Annotated in this window: 9 protein-coding genes and 4 pseudogenes; 4 read left to right on the plus strand and 9 right to left on the minus strand. The window is 40.8% G+C overall.

The features are described from left to right. Positions 1-25 precede the first annotated feature (25 nt). From VSQ62_RS22775 to VSQ62_RS22785, 3 genes are all read right to left on the minus strand, one after another. Positions 26-919 (minus strand): substrate-binding domain-containing protein, encoded by an 894-nt coding sequence (locus VSQ62_RS22775; RefSeq protein ID WP_016221933.1) that lies wholly within the window; start codon positions 917-919, stop codon positions 26-28. A gap of 148 nt (positions 920-1067) precedes the next feature. Then, positions 1068-2666: a MobA/MobL family protein gene (locus VSQ62_RS22780; RefSeq protein WP_334637031.1), complete on the minus strand. Its 1599-nt coding sequence runs from the start codon at positions 2664-2666 to the stop codon at positions 1068-1070. A gap of 705 nt (positions 2667-3371) precedes the next feature. After that, positions 3372-3602: a helix-turn-helix domain-containing protein gene (locus VSQ62_RS22785; protein WP_334637032.1), complete on the minus strand. Its 231-nt coding sequence runs from the start codon at positions 3600-3602 to the stop codon at positions 3372-3374. A 175-nt stretch (positions 3603-3777) separates the two neighbouring features. Between VSQ62_RS22785 and VSQ62_RS22790 the strand changes: the two genes are divergently transcribed. Next, positions 3778-4407: a helix-turn-helix domain-containing protein gene (locus VSQ62_RS22790; protein WP_334637033.1), complete on the plus strand. Its 630-nt coding sequence runs from the start codon at positions 3778-3780 to the stop codon at positions 4405-4407. A gap of 84 nt (positions 4408-4491) precedes the next feature. Continuing rightward, a pseudogene (locus VSQ62_RS22795) lies at positions 4492-5514 on the plus strand (tyrosine-type recombinase/integrase); the annotation flags it as partial. A gap of 4 nt (positions 5515-5518) precedes the next feature. Here VSQ62_RS22795 and VSQ62_RS22800 read toward each other — a convergent pair. Continuing rightward, positions 5519-7105: a transposase gene (locus VSQ62_RS22800; RefSeq protein ID WP_334637034.1), complete on the minus strand. Its 1587-nt coding sequence runs from the start codon at positions 7103-7105 to the stop codon at positions 5519-5521. A gap of 227 nt (positions 7106-7332) precedes the next feature. On the opposite strand from VSQ62_RS22800, the pseudogene VSQ62_RS22805 reads away from it, so the two are divergent. Continuing rightward, positions 7333-7632: pseudogene (locus VSQ62_RS22805) on the plus strand (tyrosine-type recombinase/integrase); the annotation flags it as partial. A gap of 117 nt (positions 7633-7749) precedes the next feature. Here VSQ62_RS22805 and VSQ62_RS22810 read toward each other — a convergent pair. From VSQ62_RS22810 to VSQ62_RS22830, 5 genes and pseudogenes are all read right to left on the minus strand, one after another. Then, positions 7750-8502 (minus strand): annotated as a pseudogene (locus VSQ62_RS22810) (DUF4145 domain-containing protein); the annotation flags it as partial. A 188-nt stretch (positions 8503-8690) separates the two neighbouring features. Further along, complete coding sequence (locus tag VSQ62_RS22815) at positions 8691-9458, minus strand: restriction endonuclease subunit S (RefSeq protein ID WP_334637036.1); 768 nt, start codon at positions 9456-9458, stop codon at positions 8691-8693. A 47-nt stretch (positions 9459-9505) separates the two neighbouring features. Beyond that, positions 9506-10909 (minus strand): annotated as a pseudogene (locus VSQ62_RS22820) (class I SAM-dependent DNA methyltransferase). 64 nt (positions 10910-10973) lie between these two features. Further along, on the minus strand, positions 10974-11495 hold the full coding sequence (locus tag VSQ62_RS22825; RefSeq protein ID WP_334637037.1) for an adenylate kinase: 522 nt from the start codon (positions 11493-11495) through the stop codon (positions 10974-10976). A gap of 22 nt (positions 11496-11517) precedes the next feature. Further along, positions 11518-12045, minus strand: a complete 528-nt coding sequence (locus VSQ62_RS22830) for a dihydrofolate reductase family protein (RefSeq protein ID WP_334637038.1) — start codon at positions 12043-12045, stop codon at positions 11518-11520. An 819-nt stretch (positions 12046-12864) separates the two neighbouring features. Between VSQ62_RS22830 and VSQ62_RS22835 the strand changes: the two genes are divergently transcribed. Next, positions 12865-14178, plus strand: coding sequence for an IS4 family transposase (locus VSQ62_RS22835; protein WP_334635976.1), 1314 nt, complete (start codon positions 12865-12867; stop codon positions 14176-14178). Positions 14179-14249: the final 71 nt, after the last annotated feature.

The following is a 14249-nucleotide window of genomic DNA, read 5'->3' on the forward strand; positions in this document are numbered from 1 at the left end:
TTTCTTACCGCAGCCCCTTAAAATCCTACTGTGATATTTCACTCCAACGAACCGCATTACCCATAAAAATATCTTTTACCTGTTCACTTGTAAGGTTATTTATGGGACAGTCATTATTAACAATCACTGTAATACCGTCCATTGCAATTACGGTAGCGGTCAGTCCTTTTTCCATTTCGGAATCTTTCAGCTCACGGGAAGCCATGCCTATATCGCAGGTTCCGTCTATTGTGTCAGACATACCAGTAGAAGAATCACTTTGCTGTATCTCAATCGTAACGCCCGGATTTCTCTCAAGATAGGCTTCTTTGAGTTTTTCCATAACCGGGGTGACAGAGCTGGAACCCGCTACAATAATTTTGCCCGAATCCATTTCCCCGCTGTAACTTCCCGCGTCAGATACAGAAATATATCCATTTTCTTCAATCACTGCTTGACCGTCCGCACTCATAATGAAGTCGATAAAATCCTGCGCTGTGTCACTTAAACCGTCCTTTGTCGCAATGTTAAAGGGACGCGCAATCTTATATGTACCATTTTTGATATTTTCAATCGTTGCTTCGCAGCCGTCGATCTGAATCGCCTTTACAGTATCATTCATGGAGCCAAGAGAAATATATCCGATAGAGTATAAATCCCCGGCAACCGTTGTCATCATAACAGACGTAGAATTTGTAACGGCGGCGGTGTCTGCTGTATAGTCGATTTTTTCTCCCGCTTCATTTTTCTGCTCGATTCCAAACAGCTCTATGAACGCGCCGCGTGTCCCCGAGCCATCTTCGCGGGTAAGTACATTGATCTCTCTTGCTGTGTCAAATTTGGCTGAATCGCCCTCGTTCTTATTACTGCACCCCGTTAATGCAGACAGCATTAGAACACTCATAAGGGCAAATGCCAAGTATTTTTTTGATGTTTTCATTTTTTGAATCTCCTTTGCTTTTTGTTTTTCTTGAAGTTTACAGCTATACCATACAGGACAAAAATCAAATCCAATATCGCGGCATTGTAAAATTGATGTAAAGTTTTTACAAGCCAAAAATGTCTTAATAAAATTTTAGAGGGGCATGTCATATTGCCCCTCTGTTTCTACTTTTTGAAATCTGTTTTGTTTGTGTGTCTGCATTTTCCCTTTGATAATTCTGTAACCGTTTGGATATGCTTTCTTCCTGATTTTGTGCTTTTTCCCCGTATTGTTCTTCCCATTGATCCGCTTTGACCCGATAATCGGCATTAGCTGTTTTAGAAACTGCAAAAACTTTGTAGAAATCATGCACCGTTTGGAATCCATATCGTTTGACTATCCCCGACAAACCGACTTTCAGAAGGTCTATTTCCTCGTTTTTGCGGTCAATCCTGCTTTGCAGTTCCCCTTTCTTTGTCAGTTTTGCGAGTCCTTTTAGGCTGTCACGCTCCAGTTCCAACTCATTGCGTTCCCTCTCTGCGTTAAAAATAATCCCGTTTTGGCGGTTTAGTTCCTTATAAATCTTTAGCAGTCTTGGATATTCTGCAGCTTCAGCGGACATAACAGGCTTGAGCGGTATCTGTGGTGTTTCCGGCTGTGCTGTCTGTGTTTTGGACTTCAACACTCGTTGTTGTATTGATAAATCGTCAGTCGATTCTTTATGGGTGATTTTTTCCTGCTTTGGTGTTTTATCCGTTTGCGGTATTATTTGTGTTGTTCTTTCCTCGCTTGGTTTGGCAATCAGCTGTAACGATTCTTTCTCAAAAAGCTTTGCAGACAATTCCCTCGCCTTATCCAATACTTTAGAAATCAGCAACGCCAGTACCATAACAGCAGTCATAATAATACTTTCCAGACGTTCCGGCTGGCTGCCAAATATATCAACGGATTCTCTGATGCGGTCAGTGATATATTTTTTCTTTATCTGTTGTATCTCCATTTCAGAAACACCGCTGACAATCGCCCTGTCTACTTCACAATTCCAGCGCATACGCATTTCGTTATCGGTCTGTATCTGTTCCGCTTTCGGGTTATTCTTCCCTATTTTTTTGGTGGTAAGATATAATCCGCTGCTGTCAAATACATGGAGTTTTTCTTTGTCATCTTTTACAAGAAGATTGATAAGGTCAGTATAGAAATGCTTTACCCCGTCAACAAAATCCTTATGCTTGAACAGTTTATTTTTGGCGGTAAAGAGAATGCGCTCACAGACTTCGCCTTTTTTCACAATCTTACAGCCTTTGCGGACGTCTCCGTTTTCGTCAAGTATCTCTTTTTTCGTGCGGACGTGTTTCCTGTTTTCGTCATAGAACATATTGCGTGTAGCAGTTTTTTCTATGGGTTCGGATAACAGTTCCCGTTCCGAAAAAATAAGGTGGATATGATAATTCGTCTTTCGCTTGTTATGGTGCAGTGCTGATACACACTCCACGCCATACTTTTCTTTAAAACGGTCTGTGAAAATCTGTAACAGCTTATCCGGCTCATAAAGGTTTGGAAATGATTCGGGCAGGGCAATGATAAATTCCCTCGCCTCTATACATTTTCCCTCTGTGCCGCTTTTTAGAAATTCCTGCTGATTGCATTTTGCAAGCTCCGTCCAGTAGCGTCGGTCTGTCGTTTCATAGACCGCATACAGGTTTTCCTGCTTTGCATGGCTGGATATATAAGTGATCCTGCCCCTGACATCGGGCAGCTTGCTCATGCGGATAAATGAATGTCTCTGTATTGTGCTTTGTCCTCCCTCCTGCAAATGGCAACGGGGATAGCAGCAGTGTCGGCATGACAGATTGTGAGCGGCAGCATAGGCGGCACATTTGCGAACATATCCGCCTTATAGCGGTAATCACAAATGCGTCAGCATTTGTAATTCACGCTAGCGTGAATTTGCCCCCTGCAAGGGCGAAATCCCCATTGCATAAACGCAGTTTGTGCAATGGGTGTATTTCGCTCTCAAACGCCGAGGGCTTTAAGAGAAGAGAATCTCCCTTGAAACTGTTCGGATTATGCCGGTAAAATCAGCCTCTATGATAGCAAAAAAATACTATCATCATGCCCAAAATGATGTCACTATGATAGCAAAAAGTGCTGTCGCTTATGATAGTAAAAAGTACAACCATGATAGTAGAAAGTGCAATCAGAAATATCAGTTGACTTTTTGCAGCCATCTTACATCACATTGAAAATACCTCCCGAAACATCAGTTGACTTTTTCAACTGAACATACCAAAATCAGTTGATTTTTTAAGTTGGTTTTCCAAAATGAACTTATTTTTTCAACTTGTTTTTGCCATTCCCCCAAATTTCCGCTTGTACCAAAAGGAAGCACATGATATAATCTATTTGCGTGTAGGTATATCATGGCTTCGGTCTGATACATACCTGAGGCGGTTTCGTAAGAAGCCGCCTTTTATACTGCTGATTTTCGTGTTACCGCTTTTACATCGCCCTTATCCCGCAGGTTCTTTCCCTCGTTCACTTCCATGAACTTTTCAAGAATATCGCTTTTGATAAGTATCTTTCGCCCGACTTTTAAGACTGGCAGTTTTCCCCATTCCACAAGGTTTCTCATGGTGTTCCTGCCGATTCCCGTATACTCAGACGCTTCCTCGATTGTCATTGCAATCTTCGTTTCTGTCATCAACTTCCCTCCTTTTGAATTGCATTACGCAATTTTGCGTATACTGATACTATACCGCTTTTATATTTCCTTGTCAAGCATTATGATAATGCAAAAATTATTTTTATATTGCATATTGCATTATTACTTTTTGTGTGGTATAGTATGAACATACCGACAAAGGAGGCGTATCAACATGAAAGACAAAGAATTGCGCAAGCTGATCGGTAGCAGGGCAAAACAGCGGAGGGTTGAGTTGGGATTAAACCAGCCTTATGTCGCAGAGAAGATGGGAGTAGCCACTTCCACAATCGTGCGTTATGAGGCAGGGACAATCGACAACACAAAGAAGCTGGTCTTGGAAGGTCTGTCAGAAACACTTCATGTGTCAGTGGAGTGGCTGAAAGGGGAAACAGAGGAGTATGAAACGGACATTACGGATAAAAGGGAATTATACATTCGTGATGTGATGTCCTCCATTCTCTCAAAGTTACCTTTTGACATGGAACAGGCAGAGTCAGACTTTACAAAGGATTTACTGCTGCTGATGTTAAGGGAATATGAATTGTTCGTGGATTCGTTTCAGTTTGCCTGTAAGAATTTCAAGGACAATGCGGAAAATGCCGCGCTCGCACAAACAATGGGGTTTAAATCGAATAAGGAATATAACGAGATTATGTTCCTTCGGGAAATTACCCACACCGTAAATATGTTTAATGATATGGGCGACATTGTGAGACTCTATTCCAAAAATCCCGAAACAGCCACGACAAGGCTTGCAAATCTTCTTTCTATGGTATCGGGGGAAGAATCCGAATCGGTATAGCGGAACAATCGGAGTTATGATATACTTACACGCAGAAAGCATTTCATCAGTTCCGATTGCTCGTTATCGAAAGGAGAACGGATTATGGCAAAAGGTTCTGTAAGAAAAAAAGGAAAGAAATGGTACTACCGCTTCTATGTGGAGGACGCAAGCGGCAATTTGGTACAGAAAGAGTTTACGGGAACGGAAAGCAAGAGCGAGACGGAAAAGCTGTTAAGGCTGGCAATGGAGGATTACGAGGAAAAGAAATTCATTGCAAAGGCTGACAACATCACGCTTGGGGAACTGCTCGATATTTGGGCGGAGGAGGAATTAACGGTCGGCACTCTTAGCAATGGTACGGTGGAAAATTATCTCGGTGCGATACGGTGCATTAAGAAACACCCTGTTGCTGACCGCAAGTTAAGAACCGTAACGGCGGAACATTTGCAGACATTCCTTGACCTGCTTACTTTCGGAGGGACTTATCCCGATGGAAAAGTGAAGAAGGGATTGAGCAAAGACTATATCCACTCGTTCTCGGCAGTTTTACAGCAGTCGTTCCGTTTTGCGGTATTCCCGAAGCAACTGATTACGTTCAATCCAATGCAGTACATCAAACTGAAACGAAAGGCAGAGGAAGTGGATTTGTTTTCAGAGGAAGATATGGGACAGTCAGGCACACAGCCAATTTCCCATGATGACTATGAGAAACTTATCGCTTATCTTGAAAAGAAAAATCCCCCTGCGGTTCTGCCGATACAGATAGCTTACTATGCAGGTCTTAGGATTGGCGAAGTATGCGGGCTGACCTGGCAGGACATTAACCTTGAGGAACAGTATTTAACGGTAAAACGGAGTGTCCGCTATGACGGTGCAAAGCACAAAACGATTATCGGACCGACAAAACGTAAGAAAGTGCGGACGGTTGATTTTGGGGACACGCTTACCACTATACTGAAAAAAGCAAGGAAAGAACAGCTTAAAAACCAAATGCAGTATGGGGAACTGTACCACCGCAATTACTACAAGGAAGTGCAGGACAAAAACAGGGTATACTATGAGTATTATCGTTTGGAAAATACGCAGGATATTCCGGCAGATTACAATAATACTTTCCCAATCTGCCGGACTATAGAGTACTGACAGACTGGGATGAATTCTTTCTAGGGCGGCCACGTGGGCGCTTTGGCTTCTGCTCATACTGATCTTTGAGCTTGGGTTTACGGCCACGTTTCTTGGGTGCTGGCTTTGGTATCGGTTTTGACAGACCCAAGGTCTCAAGTTCCTCAAATACAATCTGCAGTGTGTGAACCCAGTATCCATCATCTGTTGCCGGTTCTTCCGGGGCATCTGTTCTACGCCAGGCTGATGATAGGTCATCCATCAGTTCTCCATAGGACATATGGTCAAATAATCCTGCCGTCCGCGCCTTTCGTATGATACGGCAGGTGGCAACTGTAGACAGGAAGTTGACAAACTCACCGCCGATGACGGAATAATCATTCTGTACATCGGTATGATCCAGGCATTCATCGCTTTTATACCGATTAAATACCAGTTCCAGAAGCCAGCGGTCCTCATAACAAAAGTATGCCGTTTTCGCATCTAAGTCCTGGTCGGATTCAAGAACGATTACACCAAAAACAGCTTGTTTCTTTGCGTATTTCTCTGGGAGAAAGGTATTTTTCTTCTGAGCGTTCGCAAGATAGGCTGCTTCTTCAGCTGATGCTTTTTTCGTATCCTTGAATGCATATAGGTATCGGCCGCCCTTGATCTGTTTCTTCTTATAAACTATATGAGCGGCAATGCCAGTCAGTACTCCTTCGAAGGAAAGCATATCATTATCCGATATGCGGGCATCATTCCGTTTGATCGGCGTAAGGAAATGAAGATCCGGACGCTCCTGCAATTCTGCTTTGATTTTGCTTGGAGGGAATCCTTTGTCAGCAACAATGATCCCTTTGCGAATGTCATTATCACGGATAAACGCCGGATAGGAACTGGCATCAATACTGTTTCCCGGAAATACTTCGGCACAAACCGGTTCCATCCGCTCGATGTCATAAGCGTATAAGACAGATACTTCACTGCAGCCCCTTACTCTTGCCTTACGGGAATAGGCAGAAAGATCATTGACCTTGCTGTTATCCTGTTTCAGCGTGCCATCAATCGCCACATGATGGTCGGCGGAAGTCGATTGAATACGTAACTGGTAGAACTGTTTGCGCCTGGAACCCTCCATCCCAATCCTTTGCAGAAGGTTTCCAATAGAATTCGGGGACATTGCTGCTCCGGGATAATCTTTGCAGACGAATGTCCTATGGTAATGTGTTGCCATCCGGTTTGCGGTAACAGCCGGCTTGATCACTTTAAGGGTCGCAATAGACATCATTGCATAAGCATCCGATGGATCGTACACAGCAAGGAGATCTGACACAAGGTCTTTCGTGACAGACTTAACAAGTGCGGAAGCGCCATAGGACAGCATATCCGGTTCTGCAGAAGTTCCTGCTTTCGACTCGTGGATTGGAACATATTTATGATCAATGATGTGACCGACCACCTTGCCGTTTCGCGGCTGGGGATTGCCACCGGGAACATATTTAGAAGAGGAACGTTGCCTGACAGCATAACGTTTGGGGCCATCCCGGCCGTTGTCATCCACTATGGTATTAACCGGTCTTGGAACTGCTCTGATATCAGCAGGTACGGGCATAAAAATCACTCCTTTATATAGTCCTGTTATAACACATTGGGACTATATATAATAGAGTTTTATACACAATTTTACAAAAATCTAAATGGATTAACAGGTGTAGCGCGGTTAAAAATGGCCATTTTTAGGGATTATTGCTTTTAATCAACTAGTTTTTGAATGTATTATATAGTTTTGGGTGAGTTTGCGGGGCTATTCTATAGTCCGGTAAATTGGGAAAGTTTTATTACAACGAAATCTCATTTGTATGTTTAAGACCGGACGGCTGCCTTGAAACGCCGAGTACATTGAGTATCGTATGCAGGACGCTTGCAAAGAAACTGGACGGGTTTGAGGGCTTTCACTTCCACCAGCTCCGGCATACTTACACAAGCAATCTGCTGTCAAACGGTGCAGCGCCAAAAGACGTGCAGGAACTCTTGGGACACTCTGACGTAAGTACCACAATGAATGTGTATGCCCATGCCACAAGGGAGGCAAAGCGGACTTCCGCAAGGCTCTTGGATAAGGTGACAGGCAACGATTAGATACATTCAGAAAAAACTTTCCCTTGTAAACTGCCCATAAGGGCAAAAACAAGGGAAAATAGATATCATTTCACTATATGAGGTTCTAAAAGCCTTGAAAAATAAGGAAAGTTCAAATATTTCATCTGCAAATTCTGATTTATTGGGCATTCCAGGAAGTTCTACTTCATTCATCCAGTCCTTCCCTTCCATCCAACCCGCGTCCATAAGCATAGAATCGATATATAGTTTTCTGGTTTTATATTCAGATAAATCAAGCGGCTTGGGAACATAAGTCTGCTGTTGTTCCTGCCTGCGGGCAGACAATTCCTCCTTCAATGAAGCATTTTCTGCAATCAATTTCTGTAAATCAAGCTCTTGTTTTGCAGACTTCTCCTGTTCTCTTGCTAATTCTGCTTTTGCAGCATTAGCCGCCTCTTTCGATTCCTTCGCTTTCTCAATTCGAGAAGTAATTATTGTTTTATCAAATGAATGTTCTTCATACTGATCCGAATAGCAATACGAAATGAAGTCCAGATATATAAACAGATTCTCAAGACAAAGCATTGCCTCGTCTCTTCCCAGTTTCTTATTATTGTGAGTTGCATTGTTCCCACTTCTCCTTATATAATCCATGCGTTTCCACAAATCCAGTCCCACAATCTGCCTGTATTCCTCTGCATTCATAAGACTTTGCAGATTATCTTGATACGGTTTTTCAAGTTCAGCATCCACAGAATACATCCATTTAATTGCAAACTCCATCGCTCGGCGGCTATTGATAATACTAGCCTCCGGATCCATAAGAATAATCTTCTCCGCCGATATAGCAACATCTGCAAAGCTAGAAAATTTTGATTCATGTTTTAAGTAGTCAAAATTAGTTATCATAGAACACCTCCCCACAAATAATCCTTACAATCTATCTGCATTAATGCACTCTCTTTTCTGAGGTCGTACCTTCAATCTATTATATCACTTATTTTCCAAATAACATTCTAACAAATACGATGGATTTTCATAATACATACTGCTGTTATAATCATCAATTTTACTGCTGATAAATGAGTTATAAACCTTTAGCAACGCCTCGCGCATCTGCCAACTTCACCGCCCTCTGTAATTAGCAAATCACCGTCTTTTAAAGAAAATTCTTCACGTTCAGCGTCAGTGAAATCCATTTCATGTAGTGCAGATAAATCAAATTCAAACCACTGAACATTAAAATTTGCCAAATACGGAAATGAATTTTTTTCAGTATTCCGTTTTGCATCAAGCATTTTTCCAAGTCTTGATGAACTTATGGCATCTAATGCATATATAGGCCATCCTTTGTCATTACATAATATATCTCCAAACATCTCGACAAATCGGGCTTTGATTAAGTCTTCTAATTTGATTAACTGTTGCTTTCTTGCATCAATTATATTCTCAATCAATTGAAGAATCGCAACAATCCTTTTTTGCTCTTCCATAGATGAAAGATTAAATTCTTCATTTTTATAATCTTTAAAATAAATGTGCGGAATCGTTGCTCCTGTATAATATTTTTCCAAATGCATATGCCGAACAACATAATACAAATATTTGGGCAACACATTTTCTTTAGGTAACAAGTATTGCATTGTGCCTATGACCGAAGAATTTTCTGGAAGTAACATAACACGCCCAATTCCTGCTCCATCTTTAACAACAGCAATATACTCTTTATCTTGTTGATAAAAATCAACATTTCCTATATAGCCTGCTGCTCCATAAATAGGATAATCACCTATACAACTAATAACATCTGACTGTTTTAAGTTCGACGAACCACGTTCACAAACATCTCCCAATAACACTTTCATTTAATCATCCCCACAAATCCGAATTTATCAACTTTGTATACCCTTCCTTACAAATTCAACAACTTTTCCAACTCATCCATTTCCTTACCAATCTCCATCTCAATTTCACGAATTTCAGCCATAATTTCAGACGTCGGAGGATATTCAACAGCTACATATTCAACCTCTTTGTATTTATTAATGCTGAGATCATATCCATTGTCAACAATATCCTGCTTAGGCACCATAAAGGATTTATCTGTACGTTTTCTTTCTGCTTCTTTATCTAAATTCTTAAATCGTTCAATAATATCCGAAATATCATTTTCTGCACTCGGAGTTCTCTTATCGTCTAAGCTAAAACCATCTGCCGTCATATCATAAAACCACACACGATCCGTTCCGCCATATTCCGTTTTTGTGAATACAAGAATAGCTGTTGATACTCCTGCATATGGTTTAAACACACCGGAAGGCATGGAGATAACCGCCTCTAATCTTTGATTCTCAACAAGTTCTCTTCTGATGTCTTTATGTGCCTTTGATGAGCCAAACAATACACCGTCGGGAACGATACAGGCACATCTTCCGCCTATCTTTAGCATACGAAATCCCCTGATACGGACTCCGCATCAAGACTTCCCTTAAATGGCGGATTTGCAAGTACTAATGAATACTTATCCTTATCTGGATTCTGATCAGACAAGCTATCTCTATATTCAATAAATGGATTGTCAATTCCATGAGTCATCATGTTCATTGCCCCAATACGGAGCATAGTTCTATCCATATCATATCCATGAAACATGTGATTCATATAATGATCTTTCTTCTGATTATCAAAGAAAATTTCTTCTTTCTTCTTTTCTTTCAAGTATTCTCCTGCCGCAACCAAGAATCCCGACGTTCCGCAAGCCGGATCACAGATCACCTCATCACTGGAAGGTTCCATCATTTCCACCATCATATGAATAATGTGCCTCGGGGTTCTAAACTGACCATTACGCCCGGATTGTGCAATCTTTGACAAAAGGTACTCATACACGTCTCCTCGTACATCCGCAGTCTGAATTTCATTCATCATCTTATATATTTCATCTAATGAATCTACTACCTTTGATAGAACAAGCGGTGTGGGTAATTTGAAAATTGCATCATCCATATATTTTGAATAAGCGCTATTCTTATCACTGTGTAATGTTTTTATAAATGGAAATACCCACTCCTGTATTGCAGAATACATTCTATCGGCAGGAAAATCATGAAAGACAGACCATTTAAGCTGTGAACCATCAATCGCTCTTTCTCCAATCTTCACTTCGTCTGAAAAAATACTCTGATATGGAAGCCCAAGCATTGCACTTTCTTTTGCTCTTGTATTGTCCGAATCATCCAAATCATGAATAAACATCAGATATGTAATCTGCTCAATTTAAACTATCAATTTTATTTTTTAATTCACCTGTAATCATTTAACCCTCCGCTTTCTATACATATTTTATGTAACGGCCTTCGCCGATTTAATTATTGAACTGATCACGGCTTCTCCAAATCAATATCTATTTCGTACTTATCATCAATCAGCACATAATTTACGCCATACTTCTGAGCAAGTTCTAAAAACAATGCATTATCTTCTAAAACACTTTCCATTGTACATCCTTCATCATCCAGACGCTTTTCTATAACGCTTGCATATCTTTTTATGCTTGTAAAATGTTTTTTTATATAATCTCTGCTCATTACAAGGCAGTAATACTTTATATGTTCAAGGTATTCCTTTTCAAATCCCTTTGACCATTCAAAAGGAATATAGCACCCTTCAATTATGAGATTCTGCTTATTTTCTACGGCGGTTTTAATCATTTCACGAATAATAGGCCACAAATACCCTGTAAGTTCGTTATCGTCTTCGGGTGTAAGCTTCGTATAACCGCTTCGGATCAAACCCATTTTCAAATGGTCTATTGATAGATATGGGTATTTATATTTTTCAAGCAATTTTTGAGCAAGGGCCGTTTTACCCGTGTGCGAGGCGCCCGTTATCAATACGATCATATATTCTTCTCCCTACTATTTATTATCTCCGCACATAATTTAACTCTGTCATTCCGTTATATGAACGTATATTAAGTAATTTCAGCTTAATCTCTTGTTTTGCATTTTCAAAGAGCCGAACACCGGAACCTAAAAGCGTAGGAACAACTGTAATGTGATAGCAGTCAATAAAATCCTGATTTACTAGCTGCCGAACAAGGTTAGCCCCTCCGCATATCCAAATGTTCCTGCCATTTTCCTTTTTTAAAGATTTCAACAAATCGACAGGATCCCTGTTAACGAAACGAATTTTTTCAGAGGAAGTACGCTCGTTATGTGTAATAACATAAGATATAAAATCACGGTATATCCACTCATCCGGGGAAAGCTCGGTAACGATTTGATGATAAGTATTCCATCCCATCAAAATAGTATCAACATCTCTTATAAACTCCGAATAGGTATCAATATCCTCCCCATCTCCCTGCCCCTGCAGCCAATCCACGCTTCCCGTGCTATCTGCAATATATCCGTCAAGGCTCATCGCAATAAATAAACTGATTTTTCTCATGTTTCTTTACCCTCCCCATATCATTATTTCATTCATATCTCTAATCCACATCAGCAAAGCTAAGCATACATCCTAATTATATCATATCCTCACTGCGTTTCACCCAAAATCTTTTCATAAACGTCCCCGAATTTCCAGACCGCTTCCAGCCTGTCCTCACCCATCGTCTTCACCTTCTCTCTCACTCAAAGATCCCATCACCCTTTTCCCATCCCCTTCTCCTCTCCAGATGCTCCCGAATCCGGGAAGTCTCCCGGTACTCCTCTGCTGATCGCAAGATTAAGGCATCCTCCCTTCCGCATACGCGGCCTGCGCAATCCTTCTTAATCTCTCGCATCCTCGCAGCAGTCGCCAAATGTGCATGCAAGCATGCCCGCTTGGCTCGTTACTCGCGGGAATAAATTCTTGACTTTATTTCTAAAATAATGCAAAGTTATAGTACAGCTTGCAGAAAGGAGAGGTATTCAAATTATATTTTAATCATACAAAGGAGCTTCCTGTATAATTCAAATATTGGGAATTCCAAGAAAGAGGGTTGAGAAAAAAATACCTCAGAGTAAAATAAGATTACTGACTTTGGAGGTTTGTAAAAATCTTATTAAACAGAGAGGTATCTAAAATGAATCAATGTCATTTACTTAACGAGAATTCGGATATTATGTCCGAATTCTTTTTTTCTACCAGTAACCCAAATTTTTTAATTATTACTTGACAAGTACCTCAAAATGTGCGGCCTTTTTCTGATTACTCAGAAAAAGGCCAATTAATCAGGAACTGTTTATTCATTATTTACTTTCACCTGATTAAGGAGGTACTTTTATGAAATACGCTGATGTTGTCAAAGCAATGCTGCTCGCTTCCATCCATGAGCTTGCTGCCAATCCCCAAAATTATGCTCTTCATCCCGGTAAAGACTTTTCGCGTAATCGAAAACTGGGATTCAAACATCTTCTCCTTATGCTCCTGACTATGGAAGCTGACTGTATTAAGGAAGAACTTTACCGCTTTTTTGGACGTTCTACGGATGCTCCTTCAAAAGCTGCCTTTTATAAACAACGCAAAAAGATTAAAAATGATGCCTTTAGAAGCCTTCTCGTTTCTTTTACTCAAAAGTGTAAAAAGAAGTTGTTTAAAGGCAAATATTCCTTAGTCGCTTGTGATGGTTCTGCGGCCGATATTTTCAGGAATCCGGATGATCCGGATACTTTCTTTGAACCAAATGGAAAGTCCACCAGAGGATTTAACCAAATCCATATCAATGCTTTCTTTTCTGTTCTGGACAAAAAGTTTACGGATCTCTTCATCCAGCCTTCCCGGAAACGCAATGAATACAGCGCATTCTGCCAGATGGTTGACCGTTCCGAAGCAGATACCCCTGTCATTTATTTGTGTGACAGAGGCTATGCCTCTTATAACGCTTTTGCACATGTAATTGAAAATGGGCAGTTCTTTCTCATACGCTGTACCGATGCCAAGACGGAAAAAATTCTGGGGGTTCCTTTAAATGGCGTCAGGCAGCTTGATTATCATGTGGACCGTATTTTATCCAGATCACATTCTAAGAAAAAACGGCTTCATCCTGAACTGGAAGAACAATACCGGTTTGTGTGCCAGGATGTCCCTATGGATTATATTACACAGGACCATCCCGAATACAGACTGTCCCTGCGCATCATCAGGATTGAATTATCGGAGGGCTGTTACGAAAATCTGATCACAAATCTTCCGGATCTTGATTTCGATATCGATGATTTCAAGGACTTGTACCACCTAAGATGGAATGAGGAAACTTCTTTCCGTGACCTGAAATACCCATTGTGTCTCAAAGCATTTCATTCCAAAAAATATGAATACATTGTACAGGAAGTATGGGCAAGGGCAATCCTGTATAATTTTTGCTCGGAAATAGCTATGGCAGTAGAGCTCCCTGAAAAAAAGACGAAACATGTATATCAGGTTAACTATTCGGAAGCAATCAAAACATGCCGGGACTTTTTGAGAATACATGATGGGACAACAACATTAGACGTGGAGGGCCTGATCGCTCAGAATATCCTACCGGTCAGGCCCGGGCGAACCTTCGCACGCCAAGCAAGGTTCAAACTTCCAATCAGCTTCTGTTATCGAAACTAACAAAAACAGAGCTAAACATACTAAATATACCTCAAAATGAGACGAATGAAAATGATTTTTTTAATTTCATA

This window comes from Sporofaciens sp. JLR.KK001, from assembly GCF_036941055.1.
GTDB lineage: Bacteria > Bacillota > Clostridia > Lachnospirales > Lachnospiraceae > Sporofaciens.